This window comes from Streptomyces sp. NPDC052682, from assembly GCF_040678435.1.
Lineage (GTDB): Bacteria > Actinomycetota > Actinomycetes > Streptomycetales > Streptomycetaceae > Streptomyces.
Genome location: NZ_JBFATS010000015.1, coordinates 75109 through 94964 on the forward strand (window position 1 = coordinate 75109; position 19856 = coordinate 94964).

Sequence of the window (19856 nt, forward strand, 5' to 3'; positions counted from 1 at the left end):
CCGCCTACCGGCCGGCGCCACCGGCGCGAACCGCCCGCACGGGCCGGTCGTACGGGCTGCCCGTACGGACAGGCGATACGGGCTGCAGGTCCGGGCCACCGGCAGGGGCTGCTGGTTCAGGCGGGAGTTATGGACCACCGGCCCGGTCCGGGCCACCGGCGCGGACCCGCCCGCACGGGCCCGCCGCACGAGCACCCTGTCCGGACCACCGCTACGTGCCGACCGCACCGCCTACCGGCCGGCGCCACCGGCGCGAACCGCCCGCACGGGCCGGTCGTACGGGCTGCCCGTACGGACAGGCGATACGGGCTGCAGGTCCGGGTCGGCCGCACCGACCAACGGTCCGGGCCACCGGCACGGGCTGCTGGTTCAGGTCGGAGTTATGGACCACCGGCCCGGTCCGGGCCACCGGCGCGGACCCGCCCGCACGGGCCCGCAGCGCGAACTGCGTGTACGGACCGCCGGTCCGGAGCGGCGGTCCGGGCCTCCCCGGACGGAGTCGGGGGCCCGTGCGAACCCGGCGCCGGTCAGCCGTCGCTGTAGCGGCGGGCGGACTCGTGTTCCTGGGCCATGCGGCGCAGGGCCAGCAGGGCGGGTTCCAGCAGGACGGTGAGCAGTACGGCCCGCTCGGCGAGCTCCAGCGGATCCTCCACCCCGCCGAGCTGATCGAGATCGAGCGCGGCGGTCCGCTCGGCGAGCTCCGCGTACGGCAGGAGCGCGCGCCAGTCCTCGACCGCGCCGAGCCTGCGCAGCGTGGCGAGGGTCTCGGCGAGGTCGGCCCGGGCCGGAGCCGCCCCGTGCACCTGCCAGCCCATCTCCTCCACCAGGGCGTCGACGCCGGCGAGTTCGGCGCTGTCCTCCTGCGGCTCGTCCGCCAGGCGGATCGCGCCGAGGGCGAGGCCGAGGACCCGGTGGATGTCCTCCGGGTCCTCGGACAGGGCGGCCAGCAGCTCCCGCGTCGTGCTGACCGACAGGCCCCGCGCGCCGATCAGCGCACGGATCAGGCGCAGCCGGCGCAGGTGGTGTTCGTCGTACTCGGCCTGGGTGGCGGTGACCAGCCGGCCGGGCGGCAGGAGCCCTTCCCGGATGTAGTACTTGATGCTGGCCACGGACACGCCGCTGTGCCGGCTGAGTTCCGCCAGACGCATCGGATCGGCTCCTTCCGTCACCCCTAGCCATTGGATAGTTCCACTGTCTATCATGGATAGCGGCGCTACCCAACCAGTCGATCCGAGAAGGACGCAGCCGTGCCCACACTCCCCTGGACCACCATCACCCAGCCCCCGCCCGGCGCGCGGGCCGTCGTCATGGCCTCCCGCTTCGAGGTGCGCTCCCTGCGTGACGTCCCGCGCTTCTTCCTGCGCTCCCTGGCCGCGTGGCGGCAGGTGCGCAGCGCACCGGGCGGCTTCGGGGCGTCACTGATCGCCGAGCCGCTGAAGCGCACGTTCTGGACCCTGTCGGCCTGGTCGGACCGGGACGCCCTGTACGCCTACGCGCGGACCGAGCCGCACCGGTCGATCATGACGAGCCTGCGGCCCACCATGCGCGAGTCGGTCTTCACCTTCTGGCAGGTGCCGGCCGGTGACCTGCCCATCGACTGGGCCGACGCCCGGCGCCGCCTCGCCGAGGAGCAGCGCACCCGGGCGGCCGGGGCCGACGCTGCGGAACCCGGCGGCACGGCCCCGGGCGGGGGCGGCCCGTCAGCCGCCTGAGTCCGGCATCCCGCAGCCACCCCGGGCCCACTCCCGCACGTACTCCATGTCCATGTCCAAGGAGTCCACCGTCATGACACTGTCCGAACAGCGCCCGGACGCCCCGGCAGCCGACGAGGGCCGGGCGGGCCGGCGCGTACCCCTGTGGGTCGCCATCGTCGCGTGCAGCGTCCCCATGTTCATGGTGGCGCTCGACAACCTCGTCGTCTCGACCGCCCTGCACACCCTCGCGGTCGACCTGAAGGCGTCCACCGAGGACCTGCAGTGGTTCGTGAACGCCTACGTGCTGAGCTTCTCCTGCCTGCTGATGACCGGCGCGGCGGTCGGCGACCGGTTCGGCCGCCGCCGCGTGTTCGTCCTGGGGATCGCCCTGTTCACCCTGGCCTCGGTCGGCTGCGGGCTCGCCACGACCAGCGGGGAACTGATCGCCGCCCGCGCGGTCCAGGGCGTCGGCGCCGCCGCCGTGATGCCGCTGTCCCTGACCCTGCTCTCCCACGCCGTGCCGGACCGGCTGCGCGGGCTGGCGCTCGGCCTGTGGTCCGCGGTGAGCGGAGCGGCCGTGGCCCTGGGCCCGGTGGTCGGCGGCGCCGTCCTGGAGGGCATGGACTGGCAGTGGATCTTCTGGATCAACATCCCGGTGGGTATCGTCGCCATCCCGCTGGTCCTGGTCGCCCTGCGCGAGAGCTCCCTGGAGGGCGTCGGCATCGACCTCGTGGGCATGGTGCTGGCGGCGGCGGGCCTGTTCGCCGTGGTGTGGGGCATCGTGCACGGCGAGCCGGACGGCTGGACCTCCACCGGGGTGCTGACCGCGTTCGCCGCGGGGGCCGTGCTGCTCGCCGTCTTCGTCGCGTGGGAGCGCCGGGTCCGCGACCCGATGCTGCCGATCGACTTCTACCGGGTGCGCTCCTTCACCCTCACCAACGTCGTCTCCGCGGCCATGTACTTCGGGGTCTTCGGATCGATCTTCCTGCTCTCCCAGTACCTGCAGATCGCGCCGCCGCGCACTCCGCTCGAGGCGGGCGTGCGGACCCTGGCCTGGACCCTGATGCCGATGTTCGTCGCCCCCGTGGCCGGTGCCCTCACCGACCGGGTCGGCGGCGGCCGGCTGATGGCCCTCGGCCTGCTCCTCCAGGGCGTGGGCCTGGCCTGGATCAACCTGGTGGCCGGCACGGACACCCCGTACTCCCACCTCGTGGCCCCGATGGTCGTCGCCGGCATCGGCATGGGCTTCGTCTTCGCCCCGACGGCGGCGGTGGTGCTCTCCTCGGTGAGCCGGGACCACGCCGGGAAGGCCTCCGGCGCCAACACCACCGTCCGTGAGGTCGGCGGCGCCCTCGGCATCGCCGTACTCAGCACGGTGTTCGTGGCGCACGGCGGCACGGCCACGCCGCAGCAGTTCGTCGACGGACTGCACCCGGCGATCTGGGCCGGCGTCGCGGTCGTCCTCGCCGGAGCCGTTTGCGCGCTCGGCATCCCGCACCCCGCACGGCAGGGCACGTCATCCGACTCGCCCGCGGCGGACACACCGACCCGAGCGACCGCACCCACCAACGGCACCAAGGCCGCGGCCACCGGCCGCAACTGACGCGCCCCGCGCCTGTCCCGTACCCAGGGGTGTCGCGACAGCCCCGCCCGCCTCGCGACACCCCCTCGCACGCGGCTCCGGCCGCCGGCAACCATGCCCACCCACAGCGCCAAGCGGCACCACCGAGCACGGGTGCCCCCGACCGCACCACGGCCGAGACGCGGGCCACGCGGACCGCGCCACGGCCCGGGCGCCGACCACCGGCACCGGATAACGCCGACCGTCCCCTGCCCCATCACCCAGGCCATGTGCGACAGCCCGCCCGCCTCGCGACACCCCCTCGCACGGGACTCCGGCCGTCGGCGACCATGCCCACCCACAGCGCCAACGGCACCACCGGGCCCGGGCGACGCCACCGCGCCACGGCTGAGACCACCGGACACGGGCAACGCCGACCGCACCACGGCCGAGACGCGAGTGAGCGGACCGCACCACGGCCGAGACCACCGAGCACGGGTGCCGCCGACCTGGCCGGCGGACCTACGCGCGGCTGAATCCCCTCACCCCGTCACTCCCCCACCGGCAGAACATCCGGCGAGAGCGCGCCCGGCAGCACCGTGCCGCTCGTCATCCGGCGCCGGTGGTGGCGTCGGCACAGCACCTCGTAGCCGACCTCCGCCGCGGGGCTGTTGACGTCTCCGACCACCACCTGCTCGCCTTCCACCACCATCCGGCCGTTCACCGTACGGGCGTTGTGCGTGGCCCGCGCGCCGCACCAGCACATCGCCTCCACCTGGAGGGTCTCGATCCGGTCGGCCAGCTCGATCAGCCGCTGGGAACCGGGGAAGAGCTTGGTGCGGAAGTCGGTGGTGATGCCGAAGGCGAAGACGTCGAGCTCCAGGTCGTCCACCACCCGCGCCAGCTGGTCTATCTGTTCCGGCGCCAGGAACTGCGCCTCGTCCACGATCAGGTAGTCCACCTTGCCGCCCTGCGACAGCTCGCGCACGACGTAGGCGTACAGGTCCAGGCCGGGCGCCGCCTCCACCGCGTCCGTCACCAGGCCCAGGCGCGAGGAGAGCTTCCCCTCCCCCGCGCGGTCGTCCCGGGCGAAGATCAAACCCTGCAGGCCCCTCGAGGACCGGTTGTGCTCGATCTGGAGAGCCAGCGTCGACTTCCCGCAGTCCATCGTTCCGGAGAAGAACACCAGCTCGGGCATGGGAATGTGAGCACCTTTCGGCGAGGACGTGGTCTGCGGGACTTCAGGAGCGTACTTCGAGCAGGGGAACGAGCTGCTCGGCAGGGGTCATCGAACCGTGGTTGCCGACCATCGCCGACTCCTTCGGCTCCCGCTCGGAGGCGATGATCAGCACGTCGTCCCGCGCGGCGGCGACCACGTCGCCGATCCGGCCGTACACCCGCTCGTCGATGCGCGGGCCGAACCAGCCCGCCGCGATCGCCTCGTCCCGCGAGGCCACCCAGAACTGCTCGCCGAGCACCTCGCGCCAGCAGGTCAGCACGTCGTTCTCGGCGCCCGGCAGCGCGTAGACGTGCCGGGCCCGGCCCTCGCCGCCGAGCAGGGCGACCCCGGCGCGCAGCTCCCAGTCCTCGTCGAAGTCGATGCGGTGCTGCTCGTCGAAGGGGACGTCGAGCATGCCGTGGTCGGCGGTGACGTACAGCGCGCTGCGCGGCGGGAGCTGTTCGGCCAGCCGCTGGACCAGGCGGTCGACGTACATGAGCTGGCCGCGCCAGGTGTCGGAGTCGACGCCGTAGCGGTGTCCGGCGCCGTCGACCTCGGCGTAGTACGTGTAGACCAGGGACCGGTCGGCCGCGGCGAGTTGCTCGGCGGCAAGGTCCACGCGCTCCTCTCCGGTCAGCCGCCCGTGGAAGCTGCCGCCGCTGAGCGCGACCTTGGTCAGCGGGGTGCTCTCGAAGGAGGGCGAGGTGACCTGGGAGGTGTGCACGCCCGCCTCGTGGGCCCGCTGGAAGACCGTCGGGTACGGCTGCCAGACGCCCGGCTCGGTCCACGGCTGCCAGCGCAGCTGGTTCATCAGCTCGCCGGTTGCGGGGTTGCGCACGGTGTAGCCGGGCAGGCCGTGCGCGCCGGGCGGCAGGCCGGTGCCGATGGAGGCCAGGGAGACCGCGGTGGTCGCCGGGTACCCGGCGGTCAGCGGACGCCCGGTGCCGCCGCGCGAACTGGCGAGCAGCGAGGTCATGAAGGGGGCGTCCTCGGGGTGCGCGCGCAGCTGCTCCCAGCCGAGGCCGTCGATCAGGAACACGCAGTTCCGGTCGGCGGGGACGAGCTCCGGGATGGTGGCCGTCATGCCGGGTACGCCCATGCCGGCCGCCAGCGTGGGCAGGAGGTCGGCGAGCGAGCCGGAGCCGTACTCCGGCACCGGGGCGGAGTCGACGGCGAGCGGCTCCGGGTGGTGGTCCCAGGCGGTGAGGTGCGCCATCAGCGGGCGGGGTCCGCGGTCGCCTCGGAGAGGGCCTGGGCGAAGGCGAGCGCCTGGCGCACGGTCTCCGGGCCGTCCCCGGCCTCGCTGACGCGCAGGCTGAGGTCGTCCGCCGTGGAGTTGCCCGTGTAGCCGTGGTCGGCCTCGCAGTTGGGGTCGCCGCAGGCGGCGGGCTCCAGGTCGATGCGGGAGACGGCACCCCAGCCGATGGTGAGCACCACCTCGCGCGGCAGCGTGCCCGGCTTGTACTGCTCGGGGTTGGCGACCACACGGCTGACCACGATCGACGAGATCCGGCTGAGCTTCACGGACTCCGTGGACGTCGTGGCGTACGGCGTCGGGGAGGTGTCGTCGGCGGCCTGCTCGTCGGTGTGGCTGACGATGAAGCGGTTGTCGGTCAGGACGAGCACGGTCACGTGCCGTCGCACCTCGTTCTGGTCGAACGTGGTCTCCTGGTGGACCAGGTACGACCGGATGGGCTCGCCGCCCACGGCGGCCTCCACCGCCTCGGCCACGAGAGCCGGGTAGTAGCCGCTGCGCTCGATCGCCGCACGCAGCCCCTGGGTCGTCGTACTGGTCTTGGCCATGACGCCCATCCTACGGGGGAGCACTGACTGCGAGGGACCGCTCACACCGTCCGCGTTTCCCCGGCCCCGGGTCAGTACGCCGGGAGTGTGCGCGGGCCGAGGTCGTCGCGGGCGGGCGGGGGTGCCAGGCGCACTGAGGCGCCGAGCACGCTCAGGCCGCGCGGGGCGACGACGACCGGCTCCAGGGTGACGGCGACGACCTCGGGGTGGTCGTCGACCAGCCGGGACACGCGCAGCAGCAGCTCCTCCAGGGCGGGCGTGTCGACCGGCGCCGAGCCGCGCCAGCCGAACAGCAGCGGAGCCGTGCGGATGGAGCGGATCAGGGAGGCCGCCTCCCGGTCGGTGACCGGGATCAGCCGGTGCGCCATGTCCCCGAGCAGCTGGGAGGCGGCTCCGGCGAGCCCGAAGGAGAGCACCGCTCCGGCCGCGGGGTCGATGACGGCCCGTACGACGGTGTCGACGCCGCGCGGTGCCATGCGCTGCACCACCGGGCGCAGCTCCTCCGGCTTCCCGAACAGGCCGGTCAGTTCGGTGTAGGCCCGGCGCAGTTGGTCCTCGTCGGCGAGGTCGAGGCGGACGCCGCCCAGGTCGGCGCGGTGCCGCAGGTGCGGGGCGGTGGCCTTCAGGGCGACGGGGTAGCCGAGGGTGCGGGCGGCCTCGGCGGCGGCGTCGGGGGTGGGGGCGGGCAGGGCGCGGTGGACGTCGATGCCGTAGGTGCCGAGCAGGTCGCAGGTCGCCTCGGTGCTGAGTGTGAGGCCCTGGCCGCGCGAGAGCAGCCGGCCGATCAGCCCGGCGGCGCCCTTCTCGTCGATGTCCTCGTACTCGGGCACCCTGCCGGGGTCGGCCGCCTCGCGCCGCCACTGGGCGTACGACACGGCCTGGGCGAGGGCGCGCACGGCGCGTTCGGCGGCGGGGTAGGCGGGGATGGGGTGGGTCCCGTCGGGGGGCCGCACAGCGGTGGGCATGCGCTCCCCGGGCCGGAAGGGGTGGTCGGGGGGTGCCACGACGGCCTGCGGGGCGGTGCTGGCCGCGGCCGACAGGGCCTCGGCGAGGCCGCCGAGCTCCACGTGGACCACCAGGACCGGTTTGGCGGGGACCGCGGCGGCGGCCGACCGCAGGGCCTCGGCGAGGGCGGCGTCGCCGGCCGTCGTCCCCTCCCCGACCGCCGGGATCGCCGTGACGACCGCCGCGTCGCAGGTGTCGTCGGCCAGGGCCCGGGAGAGGGCCGCGTGGAAGTCGGCCGGGGTGGCGGCCGTGGTCAGGTCCAGCGGGCGGTGCGGGCGCAGGCCTTCGGCGAGGCAGGCGTCGTAGGTGAGCAGGCCCAGCGACTCGGAGTTGCCGAGGATCGCCACCCGGGGGCCGTCCGGCAGGGGCTGGCGGGCGAGCAGCAGGCCCGCGTCGACGAGCTCGGTGATGGTGTCGACCCGGATTACCCCGGCCTGCCGCAGCAGCGCCGAGACGGTGGCGTGCGGCAGCCGGGTGGCCCGTACGGCGTGGCCCTGGGGGGCCGCCCCGTGCCGCGCGCCCTGGACGACGACCAGGGGCTTGGCGGCGGCCGTGCGCCGGGCGAGGCGGGTGAACTTGCGGGGGTTGCCGATGGACTCCAGGTACATCAGGACCACGTCGGTGTCGGGGTCCTCGTGCCAGTACTGGAGGAGGTCGTTGCCGGAGACGTCGGCCCGGTTGCCGGAGGAGACGAAGGTGGACACACCAGTGACGCCGGTTACCCCTCCGCCGCGGCGGTGCAGACGGGACAGCAGGGCGATGCCGATGGCGCCGGACTGGGCGAACAGGCCGATGCGGCCCGGCCGGGGCAGCTGGGGGGCGAGGGAGGCGTTGAGCCGCACCCGGGGGGAGGTGTTGATGATCCCGAAGGCGTTGGGACCGATGATCCGCATGCCGTACGCGCGCGCGTGCCGCACCAGGGCGCGCTGCCGTTCGCGCCCCTCGGGCCCGCTCTCGGCGTACCCGGCGGAGACCACGACGAGCCCCTGCACGCCGTGTTCGCCGCACTCGGTGACGACCTGGGGGACGTGCTCGGCCGGGACGGCGACGACCGCGAGGTCGACGGGGCCGTCGATGTCCCGCACCGAGCGGTGCGCGGGCACCCCGTCGAGCTCCTTGAGGTCCCCGGGGAAGGCCCGGTTCACGGCGTACAGCCGGCCGGTGAACCCGGCGTCCCGGAGGTTGTCCAGCACGCTGCGGCCCACGCCGCCGGGCGCGCGGCCGGTGCCGACGACGGCGACCGAGCCGGGGGCGAGCAGGCGCTGCACGGACCGTGCCTCGGCGCGCTGTTCGCGCGCGTACTGCACGGCCAGGGAGCGGTCGGTGGGTTCGAGGTCGAACTCCAGGCGGACCACGCCGTCCTCGAAACTGCGCTTCTGGGTGTACCCGGCGTCCGTGAACACCTTGATCATCTTGGTGTTGGCGGGCAGCACCTCGGCGGCGAAGCGGCGGATGCCGCGCTCCCGGGCGACGGCGGCGATGTGTTCCAGGAGGGCGGAGGCGACGCCCCGGCCCTGGTGGGCGTCCTGGACGAGGAAGGCGACCTCGGCCTCGTCGGCGGGTGCGGAGGCGGGCATTCCGTCGGAGCCGATCCGGTCGTAGCGTACGGTGGCGATGAACTCGCCGCCGACCGTGGCCGCGAGTCCCACCCGGTCCACAAAGTCGTGGTGCGTGAAGCGGTGGACGTCCTTCGCGGACAGGCGCGGGTAGGGCGCGAAGAAGCGGTAGTACTTCGACTCGTCCGACACCTGCTCGTAGAAGCTGACCAGACGGTCCGCGTCATCAACGGTGATGGGGCGGATGCGTGCGGTGCCGCCGTCGCGCAGCACCACGTCGGCTTCCCAGTGGGCGGGGTACTCGTGCCGGTCCGACGAGGTCTGCATGGGCCCCAGCGTACGGCTCGCGTCCGGCAACGGCGCGGGGCACTCTGTGAGGGCGCAGTTCCGGGCCGAGGCCGCGGCCCGGACGCCACCTTCCGGTCAGGACACGGATCTGGCCGGGGTGCTTCACGTGTGGAAAAATGGTCTAGACAACCCTGAACACTCGAAGGGCAGCAACACATGGCTGAGCGCCGCGTCAACGTCGGCTGGGCCGAGGGCCTCCACGCCCGCCCCGCCTCCATCTTCGTCCGAGCCGCCACGGCCGCAGGCGTCCCGGTGACGATCGCCAAGGCAGGCGGTACCCCTGTCAACGCGGCCTCCATGCTGGCCGTCCTGGGCCTGGGCGCCCAGGGCGGCGAGGAGATCGTCCTCGCCTCCGACGCCGAGGGCGCGGACGCCGCCCTGGACCGGCTGGCCAAGCTGGTCTCGGAGGGTCTCGAGGAGCTTCCCGAGACCGTCTGAGCCACCGCGCCGGCACAGAGGAGCCGCGTCGCCTGCGGGCGGCGCGGCTCTTTCACGTCCGGCAACCGGAATTCACCGGCACGGCAACAGGCCGACACGGCAAAAGGACAGCTTGACAAAAGGACGTGCGGCAAAAGGGCAGCGCAGTAAAAGGGCAGCAAAAACGAACCCCGCCGAATAACCCTTCTTTGTATACGGCTCCCGCGTTAATGCCGCAGGCTCGGCGTGTGTACGGCACGTTGCGAATTCCTCACACGGTCGCCGCCGGAGGCGAATCGCAGCCGGTGCGCGGCGCCGGCGCGCTCGGTGTGCAGCGCCGTGAGCGCCCGCGCGCGCTCCCCGTCGCCGCGCGCCACGGCGTCCACGATCGCCCCGTGCTCGGCCCAGGTCTCCACGGGGTCGGCCGGCGCCTCCACCGCGTACATCCAGGTGATCTTGTGGCGCAGCTGGGTCAGCAGCGACGTCAGGGCGGGGCTGCCGCAGGCCTGGGCGAGCGTCTCGTGGAACCAGCCGCCGAGGGAGCGCAGGTCGTCGCTGTTGCCCCGGCGGGCGCGCTCCTGCCCCAGCCGCACCAGGCCGCGCAGCACCTTCAGATGGGCCTCGGTGCGGCGCTGGGCGGCCCGGCAGGCGCCGAGCGGTTCCAGGAGCAGGCGCATCTCCAGCAGGTCGGCGGCCTCCTGCTCGGTGGGCTCCGCCACGCACGCGCCCGCGTGCCGCCGGGTCACCACGAAGCCCTCGGCCTCCAGGGTGCGCAGGGCCTCGCGGACGGGGACGCGGGAGACGCCGTAGCGACGCGCGAGGAGTTCCTCGGTGAGCCGGCTGCCGCGCTCGTAGACACCGGCGACGATGTCGTCCCGGATCGCGGTACACACCGAGTGCGCCGGAATACGCATGACCGACCTCCGCCTTAATCCCCGTGAAACGTCGACGATGGACGTGTGTTCCGTGACTCTATTGCAATGAGCCGGAATTTCCGACGGCGGGCCGGAATCCATGGATATTTTTTGGACAGCACGGCGTGCGAAACGGCGAAAGCCCCGGCTCGGGAGCCGGGGCCTTGCGGTACGGACCGTGCGGGTCGGACCTGCGCGCCTCAGACGTGCACGCCGTGCGAGCGCAGGTACGCCACGGGGTCGATGTCCGAGCCGTACTCCGGGGTCGTACGGGCCTCGAAGTGCAGGTGCGGTCCGGTGACGTTGCCGGTCGCGCCGGACAGGCCGATCTGCTGCCCGGGGGTGACCTGCTGGCCCACCGAGACGCCGATCGAGGACAGGTGCCCGTACTGGGTGTAGGTGCCGTCGTGCATCTTGATCACGACCTGGTTGCCGTACGCGCCGCCCCAGCCGGCCTCGACGACGGTGCCCGCGCCGACGGCGTGGACGGGGGTGCCGGTGGCGGCGTGGAAGTCGACGCCGGTGTGGCTGCCGGAGGACCACAGGCCGCTGCTGGCCCGGTAGCCGGTGGAGACGTACGAGCCGGAGATGGGCGGCACGAAGGTGTTCAGACGCTTGCGCTCGGCCTCGCGGGCGGCGCGCTCCTTGGCATCGCGGGCCTCCTTGGCCGCCTCGGCGGCCCGCTTGCGGGCGTCCTCCTCGGCCTTCTTGCGCGCGGCGGCCTCCTCGGCGGCCTGCTGCTGGGCGGCGGCCTGGGCGTCGATCTCGTCGGCGACGGAGCCGCCGAGGGTGACGACCGGGGTGAGGCCGGTCTGCTGCGGGGCGGGCTCGGCGGCGAACGCCGGGGCCGCGACGGTGCCGATGACGCCGGTGGTGGCGAGGGCCGCGACGCCCGCCGCGCGGGCGGTGCCGCGCTGCATGCGGGTGGGACGACGGTGCTTGCCTGCGGGCTTGCGTGCGGCGCGCGTGAACGCCATGAAGTGTGCTGGTCCTTTCCTTCCCTCTCGCCTACCGGGTTAGCTGACGGGTTCGGAGCAGGAAGGTCTCCTACGGGCCCCCTCGCGGTGTGCGCGGGCGCCCGATTCACCCCAGGGACGTGGTGGGTCCCCGGCTCCCCTGGCTCGCGCCGTACGGGGACTCGGCGATGACTGTCCGCTGCCGCGGGTGCGGCGCACTGCCTGACGGACAGCCCGGACGAAGCTAAACGGGACGCGTTTCAATCCCCAAACGGAACGCGGCTTTTGTAGCGCATCCCACAGGGCAGACAGGCAACCTCCGCCCCAATTCGGGCATAAGGGGGCCCTGGTGACAGGCACGCCACCAGGGCCTCCACGCGCGCGTGCCGCTACTCGGCGGCGACCACGCTGACTTGGCCGATACCGAGGGCCTCCACAGGCTCCTTGATCTGCGCCGCGTCACCCACCAGCACGGTCACCAGACGGTCCACCGGGAAGGCGTTCACGACCGCCGCGGTGGCCTCCACGGTGCCGGTCGCGGCGAGCTGCCGGTACAGCGCGGCCTGGTAGTCGTCGGGCAGGTGCTGCTCGACCTGGTCGGCCAGCGTGCTCGCGACGGCCGCGGCCGTCTCGTACTTCAGCGGCGCCACGCCCACCAGGTTCTGCACGGCCACGTCCCGCTCGGCGTCGGTGAGCCCGTCCTTGGCAAGCGTGCGCAGCACCTTGAACAGGTCGTCGAGCGCCGGGCCGGTGTTCGGGGTGTCGACGGAGCCGCTGATGGCGAGCATCGCGGCACCGGTGCCCTCCGCGGTGGACCGCAGGACCTGGGCGAACGACCGCACCCCGTAGGTGTAGCCCTTCTCCTCACGCAGCACGCGGTCCAGGCGGGAGGTGAGGGTGCCGCCGAGGCAGTACGTGCCGAGCACCTGGGCGGGCCACACGCGGTCGTGGCGGTCGGGGCCGATGCGGCCGATCAGCAGCTGCGTCTGGACGGCACCGGGACGGTCCACGATCACGACCCGGCCGGTGTCGTCGGCGGTCACCGGCGGCACGGGCCGCGGCTCGCCCGGCGAGCCGGTCCAGGAGCCGAGCGTGTCGGCGAGCAGCGCGTCCAGGTCGATGCCGGTGAGGTCGCCGACGACCACGGCGGTGGCCGTGGCGGGGCGCACGTGCCGCTCGTAGAAGGCGCGCACCGCCGCCGCGTCGATGGCCGCGACGGTCTCCTCGGTGCCCTGGCGCGGCCGCGACATGCGCGAGCCCGCCGGGAACAGCTCTTTGGACAGCTCCTTGGCGGCCCGCCGGGAGGGGTTGGCCAGCTCGTGCGGGATCTCGTCGAGGCGGTTGCGCACCAGCCGCTCGATCTCGCTGTCGGCGAAGGCGGGTGCCCGCAGGGCGTCGGCGACCAGGCCGAGCGCCTTGGCCAGGCGGGAGGCGGGCACTTCCAGGCTGAGGCGTACGCCGGGGTGGTCGGCGTGGGTGTCGAGGGTGGCGCCGCAGCGCTCCAGCTCGGCGGCGAACTCCTCGGCGGAGTGCTTGTCGGTGCCCTCCGAGAAGGCCCGCGCCATGATCGTGGCGACGCCGTCCAAGCCCGCGGGCTCGGCGTCCAGGGGCGCGTCCAGCAGCACCTCGACGGCGACGACCTGCTGGCCGGGGCGGTGGCAGCGCAGCACCGTCAGGCCGTTGCCGAGCGCACCGCGCTCGGGCGCCGGGAACGCCCACGGCTTGGGCTCGCCCGCCTGGGGCCGGGGGTGGAACTCCATCGTGGCGAGCTCGGTCACTTCGCCGCCTCCTCGTTGTCGTCGGTGGCTTCCACGGTCGCCGCGGACTCCGGGTCCTCGGTGCCTTCCACGTCCTCGGCGTGCTCGGGGGCGGTCGGCTCGTAGACCAGCACCGCGCGGTTGTCGGGCCGCAGCCGGGCCTGGGCGATCTCCCTGACCTCCTCGGGCGTCACCTCCAGCACGCGCTGGACGGCGGTGAGGGCGAGCTGCGGGTCGCCGAACAGCACGGCGTAGCGGCACAGTTCGTCGGCGCGGCCGGCGACCGTGCCGAGCCGGTCCAGCCACTCGCGCTCCAGCTGGGCCTGGGCGCGCTCCATCTCCTCCGCGGTGGGGCCCTCCTCGGCGAACCGGGCGAGCTCCTCGTCGATGGCGGCCTCGATCACGGGCACCTCGACATCGCCGGAGGTCTTCACGTCGAGCCAGCCCATGGAGGGCGCCCCGGCCAGCCGCAGCAGTCCGAACCCGGCCGCCACCGCCGTACGGTCGCGCCGCACGAGGCGGTTGTACAGGCGGGAGGACTCGCCGCCGCCGAGCACGGTGAGCGCCAGGTCGGCCGCGTCGCACGCGCGCGTGCCGTCGTGCGGCAGGCGGTAGGCGGCCATCAGGGCGCGGGCCGGGACCTCCTCCTCGACGACCTCGCGCAGCTGCGCGCCGATGGTGTCGGGCAGCGTGCCGTCGCGGGGCTCGGGCTTGCCGTCGTGGGCGGGGATGGAGCCGAAGTACTTCTCGATCCAGGCGAGCGTCTGCTCGGGGTCGATGTCGCCGACGACCGACAGCACCGCGTTGTTCGGCGCGTAGTAGGTGCGGAAGAACTGGCGGGCGTCCTCCAGGGTGGCCGCGTCCAGGTCCGCCATCGACCCGATCGGGGTGTGGTGGTAGGGGTGGCCCTCCGGGTAGACCAGCGCGGTCAGCTTCTCGAAGGCGGTGCCGTAGGGCACGTTGTCGTAGCGCTGGCGGCGCTCGTTCTTGACGACGTCCCGCTGGTTCTCCATCGACTCGTCGTCCAGGGCGGCGAGCAGGGAGCCCATGCGGTCGGCCTCCAGCCAGAGGGCGAGCTCCAGCTGGTGGGCGGGCATGGTCTCGAAGTAGTTGGTCCGCTCGAAGCTGGTGGTGCCGTTCAGCGAGCCGCCCGCGCCCTGGACGAGCTCGAAGTGGCCGTTGCCCTTGACCTGGGCGGAACCCTGGAACATCAGGTGCTCGAAAAGGTGAGCCAGGCCGGTACGCCCCTTGACTTCGTGGCGTGAGCCGACGTCGTACCAGAGGCACACCGCCGCGACCGGGGTCAGGTGGTCCTCGGAGAGCACCACGCGCAGGCCGTTGGCCAGGCGGTGCTCGGTCGCTGTCAGGCCCCCGGAGCCTGCCTGGGTGGTGGCCGTGTGACCCATGGGCATGTACGTCCCTTCGATCGCGGAGGCGGTCCTCGACACCGCCGTGTTCCTGCCGGTCCTGTCACTGTATGCAAGCGCGCGGAGCACCGGTGAAGTTCCCGGGCGGCGTACGCCGACAGCGAGAAGAGGGTTACGGCGTGCGAGGGCGTAGCCTTCGGCAGTGCCGGGCCGGTGCTGCGACGCCGGGTCCCCGGCCCGCGTTGTCAGTGGCTCGGTCCACAATGGTCCGCGTCAGATCCCCGTCAACCGCTTCAGCAAGGAGCCGGCAGCGATGGCCCGCCGCAGCACGAAGACCCCGCCGCCCGACGACGCGTACGAGGAGAAGATCCTCGACATCGACGTCGTCGACGAGATGCAGGGCTCCTTCCTCGAGTACGCGTACTCGGTCATCTACTCCCGCGCCCTGCCGGACGCCCGCGACGGACTGAAGCCGGTGCACCGCCGGATCGTCTACCAGATGAACGAGATGGGCCTGCGCCCCGACCGCGGCTACGTCAAGTGCGCCCGGGTCGTCGGCGAGGTCATGGGCAAGCTCCACCCGCACGGTGACGCGTCGATCTACGACGCCCTGGTGCGCATGGCCCAGCCCTTCTCCATGCGCGTCCCCCTGGTCGACGGGCACGGCAACTTCGGCTCGCTGGGCAACGACGACCCGCCGGCGGCCATGCGGTACACCGAGTGCCGGATGGCCGAGGCCACGGGATTGATGACGGAGTCGATCGACGAGGACACCGTCGACTTCCAGCCCAACTACGACGGCCAGGAGCGCGAGCCGGTGGCGCTGCCCGCCGCCTTTCCGAACCTGCTGGTCAACGGCGCCTCGGGCATCGCGGTCGGCATGGCGACGAACATGCCGCCGCACAACCTGCGCGAGGTGATCGCGGCCGCCCGCCACCTGATCCGGTACCCGAACGCCGATCTCGACGCCCTGATGAAGCACGTCCCCGGCCCCGACCTGCCCACCGGCGGCCGGATCGTCGGCCTGTCCGGCATCCGGGACGCGTACGAGACGGGCCGCGGCACGTTCAAGATGCGCGCGACGGTCACCGTGGAGAACGTCACGGCCCGCCGCAAGGGTCTCGTCGTCACCGAGCTGCCCTTCACGGTCGGCCCGGAGAAGGTCATCGCCAAGATCAAGGACCTGGTCGGGTCGAAGAAGCTCCAGGGCATCGCCGACGTCAAGGACCTCACCGACCGCCAGCACGGCCTGCGCCTGGTCATCGAGATCAAGAACGGCTTCGTGCCGGAGGCGGTCCTGGAGCAGCTGTACAAGCTGACCCCGATGGAGGAGTCCTTCGGCATCAACAACGTGGCCCTGGTGGACGGTCAGCCGCTCACGCTGGGCCTGAAGGAGCTGCTGGAGGTCTACCTCGACCACCGCTTCGACGTCGTACGGCGCCGATCGGAGTTCCGCCGCGGCAAGAAGCGCGACCGGCTGCACCTGGTCGAGGGTCTGCTCACCGCGCTGCTGGACATCGACGAGGTCATCCGCCTGATCCGCTCCAGCGAGAACTCCGCGCAGGCCAAGGAGCGCCTGATGGGGCACTTCTCGCTCAGCGAGGTGCAGACCCAGTACATCCTGGACACGCCGCTGCGCCGCCTGACCAAGTACGACCGCATCGAGCTGGAGGCGGAGAAGGAGCGGCTGAACGCGGAGATCGAGGAACTGACCCGGATCCTCGAGTCGGACGCGGAGCTGCGCAAGCTGGTCTCCAGCGAACTGGCCGCGGTGGCCAAGAAGTTCGGCACGGACCGCCGTACGGTCCTGCTGGAGTCGGCGGACGCCCCCGCCGCTCCGGTGCCGCTGCAGGTGGCCGACGACCCGTGCCGGGTGCTGCTGTCCTCGACGGGTCTGCTGGCGCGCACGGCCAACGGCGAGCCGTTCCCGGAGGACGGCAAGGCCAGGCGCGTCAAGCACGACGTGATCGTCTCGGCGGTGCCGGCCACGGCCCGTGGTGAGGTGGGCGTGGTCACCTCGGCCGGCCGGCTGCTCCGGCTGAACGTGGTCGACCTGCCGCAGCTCCCCGAGGACATGGCCTCGCCGAACCTGTCGGGCGGCGCCCCGCTGGCGGAGTTCGTCTCCCTGCAGGACGACGAGGACGTCATCTGCCTGACCACGCTCGACGAGTCCTCGCCGGGCCTGGCGCTCGGCACGGAGCAGGGCGTGGTCAAGCGCGTGGTGCCCGACTACCCGGCGAACAAGGACGAGCTGGAGGTGATCACCCTCAAGGAGGGCGACCGGATCGTCGGGGCGGTGGAGCTGCGCACGGGCGACGAGGACCTCGTCTTCATCACCGACGACGCCCAGCTGCTGCGCTTCCAGGCCTCCCAGGTGCGCCCGCAGGGCCGCCCCGCCGGCGGGGTGGCGGGCATCAAGCTCTCCGAGGGCGCGAAGGTCATCTGCTTCACGGCGGTCGACCCGGCTTCGGACGCGGTGGTCTTCACCGCCGCCGGTTCGCGCGGCACGCTCGACGACTCCGTCCAGACCACGGCCAAGCTGACCCCGTTCGACCAGTTCCCGCGCAAGGGCCGGGCCACCGGCGGGGTGCGCTGCCAGCGGTTCCTGAAGGGCGAGGACTGCCTGTCCCTGGCCTGGGCGGGCCCCGCCCCGGCCCGCGCCGCCCAGAAGAACGGCACCCCGGCCGAGCTGCCCGACATCGACCCGCGCCGCGACGGCTCGGGCGTGTCGCTGCCCAAGACGGTGGCGGCGGTGGCGGGGCCGGTGTAGGCGGACCCGGGCGTCCGGGCCCGGGAGGGCCGGCCCGTACGGCCGGGGCCGGCCGGTGAGCTCCGCACCGGCTCAGTCCGGGAGCTCCTCGGGGCCCTCCGGCCCGCCCGGTCCGTCGTCGTAGGGCTGCCACTCCCGGGGCTCCGGCTCCTCGGGGTCCCGGACATAGCGCAGCACGCCCCACATGCCGTGCTCGTCGGCGTGCGCGGCACCGGTGCGGCACGCCTCCAGCTCCTTCCGGAGCGCCGGTGTGTCGATGCCCGAGCCGATGAGGACCAGCTGGGTGAGGCGCTCGTCGGCGCTCGCCCAGGGCTCGGGGTAGAAACGCAGGAACCGGCCGACGGCGTGGACGGCGTAGCGGTTGCGGGGGTCGTACGGGCCGAAGTCGACGTACCCCTTGATCCGGTACAGCCCCTCGGGCCGGCTGTCGAGGAACGCCATCAGCCGCCGCGGGTCGAGCGGCACCCCGGAGACGAAGGAGAGGCTGTCGTAGCCGGCGTGCAGGTGCCCGGCGTGCTCGTCCGCCCCCTCGCCGGGCTCGTGCAGGTCGTCGAAGGACAGCTGCCCGACGCGTTCCTCGCTCGGCCGGCAGTCGAAGAGGAACTCGGGGTCGATCCGGCCGTAGCAGGCCGGCACGACGGCGGCGCGGTCGACGAGGGACCGGACGAGGCCGAGCACCCGCTCCCCGTCGGCCGCCCGGTCGAGCTTGTTGACGACGACGAGGTCCGCGAGGGCGAGGTGCCGGTCGAGCTCGGGATGCCGGGCGCGGGTGTCGTCGAACTCGGCGGCGTCGACGACCTCGACGAGACCGCCGTACACGACGCCCGGCAGTTCGCTGGCGAGCACCATCCGCACGAGCTCCTGCGGCTCGGCCAGACCGCTGGCCTCGATGACGATGACGTCGATGCCCAGCGAGGGTTCGGCGAGCCGCCCCAGGTACTGATCCAGTTCGCCGGCGTCGACGGCACAGCACAGGCACCCGTTGCCCAGCGACACGGTCGAGTCGCCGAGCGCTCCCGCCACGGCCATGGCGTCGATCTCGATGGCCCCGAAGTCGTTGACGAGGGCGCCGATACGGCTGCCGCCGCTGTGGTGCAGGAGGTGGTTGAGCAGCGTGGTCTTCCCCGAGCCGAGGAACCCGGCCAGGACGACGACCGGGATCTGGCGGGAACCGGGACTCGGGCTGGGGCTCGGCGTCGTGCTCGGGCTCGGCGTCGTGCTCGGGCTCGGACTCGTCCGCGGCTGACCCACCGTGCGACCTCTCTCACGCCGACGCGCGCACCGGCTCACACCCCGGTGCGCGCAGGAAGATGGAATGCCGCCCCAGGATACGAGCCGCGGACAGCGCGCCGGCGGGTCTGTGCCCCCGTCACCGAGGACCGCACGGCCGCTCGCGGCGATGACACGACGCCACCCCGAAAGGCATCACCTCACAGGACAGGTTAGGCTCACCTATGTGAGTACGTGCTCAACCGCCTCCCGGGACCACGCCGAGCCCGTTCCGGGAACCGCGGCCACCGCGAGGACCTGGCTCCTGCTGGAACAGCCGGGCCCCTGGGGTGTCAAGGCGCTCACCTCGAGCAACCTGGACCCCGCGCTGGGCCGCGCGCTGGAGGCCGCCGCGAAGGGCACCGGCGTGCGCATCGCGCTCATCCGCCGCCCCGGTCGGCACGCGGACTGCCACATGCCCGCCACCCGACGGGTGTACGCCGCCCACACCATGCCGGGAAGGTCGTGGCTGCACAGCGCCACGACCACCGACCCCCGGCGGCTGCTCGACCTCGACTTCGCCGCGCTCGGCGCCGGCGACCACCGCCGCTTCGACACGGTGCTCGGCGGACGGCCCCACGAGGGCGAGCCCCTCGCCCTCGTCTGCACCAACGGCAAGCGCGACCGCTGCTGTGCCCTCCTCGGCCGGCCGCTCGCGGCCGAGCTCGCCACCTCCGGGGTCGAGGGCGTCTGGGAGGTCACCCACCTGGGTGGTCACCGCTTCGCCCCGACGGTGCTCGTCCTGCCGTACGGATACGCGTACGGCCGGGCGGAGGCACACACCGTCAAGGAGGTCCTGCACGGCGTCCGGGAGGGCCGGATCGTCGTGGAGGGCTGCCGCGGCAGCTCCGCCTGGGAGCGCCCCGGCCAGGCGGCCGAGCTGGCCGTGCGCACGGCCGTGGGCGAGTACGCGGCGCAGGCTCTGCGCGTCGTGCGCACGGAGGGCGCCGCCCCGCGCTGGGAGGTCACCGTCGCCCACGCCGACGGCCGCCACTGGCGGGTCGTCGTGGCCCAGGGCGCCTCCCTGCCGCCCCGCCCGGAGAGCTGCGGGGTGTCGGTCCTCGGGGCGCCCGCGCGGATGGACGTGGTCGAGGTACGGGAACTGACGATGGCGGCGCTCGCCGGCTGAATCCACGCGCGCGTGGCCCCGACGGGGCGGCTGGTCGCAGCCCCGCCCTGCCGGGAGATCCGCACCACACCCCCTACGGCCCGGTGCGGGC

15 protein-coding genes and 1 riboswitch are annotated in these 19856 nt (G+C 73.3%); of the genes, 5 read left to right on the forward strand and 10 right to left on the reverse strand.

Annotated features, from left to right (window positions below; translation table 11 throughout):
• Positions 1 to 527: 527 nt before the first annotated feature.
• Positions 528 to 1148 carry a MerR family transcriptional regulator gene (locus AB0K80_RS23585; RefSeq protein WP_365672715.1) on the reverse strand — a complete coding sequence of 207 codons (621 nt, stop codon included), beginning with the start codon at positions 1146 to 1148 and terminating at the stop codon, positions 528 to 530.
• Between the two features lie 159 nt (positions 1149 to 1307).
• Between AB0K80_RS23585 and AB0K80_RS23590 the strand changes: the two genes are divergently transcribed.
• Together AB0K80_RS23590 and AB0K80_RS23595 are read left to right on the forward strand one after the other, a co-directional pair.
• Positions 1308 to 1712 (forward strand): DUF3291 domain-containing protein, encoded by a 405-nt coding sequence (locus tag AB0K80_RS23590; RefSeq protein ID WP_365672881.1) that lies wholly within the window; start codon positions 1308 to 1310, stop codon positions 1710 to 1712.
• A gap of 73 nt (positions 1713 to 1785) precedes the next feature.
• Entirely contained in the window at positions 1786 to 3297 is a 1512-nt protein-coding gene (locus AB0K80_RS23595; RefSeq protein WP_365672717.1) for an MFS transporter, read from the forward strand.
• 508 nt (positions 3298 to 3805) lie between these two features.
• Here AB0K80_RS23595 and AB0K80_RS23600 read toward each other — a convergent pair.
• The 4 genes from AB0K80_RS23600 to AB0K80_RS23615 form a co-directional block, all read right to left on the reverse strand.
• Positions 3806 to 4453, reverse strand: coding sequence for a thymidine kinase (locus tag AB0K80_RS23600; protein ID WP_365672719.1), 648 nt, complete (start codon positions 4451 to 4453; stop codon positions 3806 to 3808).
• Between the two features lie 43 nt (positions 4454 to 4496).
• Positions 4497 to 5690, reverse strand: a complete 1194-nt coding sequence (locus AB0K80_RS23605; protein WP_365672721.1) for a nucleotide pyrophosphatase/phosphodiesterase family protein — start codon at positions 5688 to 5690, stop codon at positions 4497 to 4499.
• A complete protein-coding gene (locus tag AB0K80_RS23610; RefSeq protein WP_365672883.1) occupies positions 5690 to 6286 on the reverse strand; it encodes a DUF5998 family protein in 597 nt (198 codons plus the stop codon). The genes AB0K80_RS23605 and AB0K80_RS23610 overlap by 1 nt, the downstream gene beginning before the upstream one ends.
• A 62-nt stretch (positions 6287 to 6348) precedes the next feature.
• Complete coding sequence (locus AB0K80_RS23615) at positions 6349 to 9165, reverse strand: GNAT family N-acetyltransferase (protein WP_365672723.1); 2817 nt, start codon at positions 9163 to 9165, stop codon at positions 6349 to 6351.
• Positions 9166 to 9342: 177 nt separating this feature from the next.
• On the opposite strand from AB0K80_RS23615, the gene AB0K80_RS23620 reads away from it, so the two are divergent.
• A complete protein-coding gene (locus tag AB0K80_RS23620; RefSeq protein WP_030235221.1) occupies positions 9343 to 9624 on the forward strand; it encodes an HPr family phosphocarrier protein in 282 nt (93 codons plus the stop codon).
• A gap of 206 nt (positions 9625 to 9830) precedes the next feature.
• Here the strand turns inward: AB0K80_RS23620 and AB0K80_RS23625 are convergent, their stop codons facing one another.
• From AB0K80_RS23625 to AB0K80_RS23640, 4 genes are all read right to left on the reverse strand, one after another.
• Positions 9831 to 10517: a GntR family transcriptional regulator gene (locus AB0K80_RS23625; RefSeq protein ID WP_365672726.1), complete on the reverse strand. Its 687-nt coding sequence runs from the start codon at positions 10515 to 10517 to the stop codon at positions 9831 to 9833.
• Between the two features lie 200 nt (positions 10518 to 10717).
• Positions 10718 to 11494, reverse strand: a complete 777-nt coding sequence (locus AB0K80_RS23630) for a M23 family metallopeptidase (RefSeq protein ID WP_365672728.1) — start codon at positions 11492 to 11494, stop codon at positions 10718 to 10720.
• Between the two features lie 13 nt (positions 11495 to 11507).
• Positions 11508 to 11671, reverse strand: a riboswitch (cyclic di-AMP (ydaO/yuaA leader).
• Between the two features lie 191 nt (positions 11672 to 11862).
• Positions 11863 to 13251, reverse strand: coding sequence for a pitrilysin family protein (locus AB0K80_RS23635; protein WP_365672729.1), 1389 nt, complete (start codon positions 13249 to 13251; stop codon positions 11863 to 11865).
• Positions 13248 to 14642: a pitrilysin family protein gene (locus tag AB0K80_RS23640; RefSeq protein WP_365672885.1), complete on the reverse strand. Its 1395-nt coding sequence runs from the start codon at positions 14640 to 14642 to the stop codon at positions 13248 to 13250. Before AB0K80_RS23640 ends, AB0K80_RS23635 begins: the two co-directional genes overlap by 4 nt.
• A gap of 268 nt (positions 14643 to 14910) precedes the next feature.
• On the opposite strand from AB0K80_RS23640, the gene AB0K80_RS23645 reads away from it, so the two are divergent.
• Positions 14911 to 17367: a DNA topoisomerase IV subunit A gene (locus AB0K80_RS23645; RefSeq protein WP_365672730.1), complete on the forward strand. Its 2457-nt coding sequence runs from the start codon at positions 14911 to 14913 to the stop codon at positions 17365 to 17367.
• A gap of 72 nt (positions 17368 to 17439) precedes the next feature.
• Here the strand turns inward: AB0K80_RS23645 and AB0K80_RS23650 are convergent, their stop codons facing one another.
• A complete protein-coding gene (locus tag AB0K80_RS23650) occupies positions 17440 to 18528 on the reverse strand; it encodes a GTP-binding protein (protein WP_365672886.1) in 1089 nt (362 codons plus the stop codon).
• Positions 18529 to 18823: 295 nt separating this feature from the next.
• Here AB0K80_RS23650 and AB0K80_RS23655 point away from each other — a divergent pair, with 295 nt between their 5' ends.
• On the forward strand, positions 18824 to 19765 hold the full coding sequence (locus tag AB0K80_RS23655) for a sucrase ferredoxin (RefSeq protein ID WP_365672732.1): 942 nt from the start codon (positions 18824 to 18826) through the stop codon (positions 19763 to 19765).
• Positions 19766 to 19856: the final 91 nt, after the last annotated feature.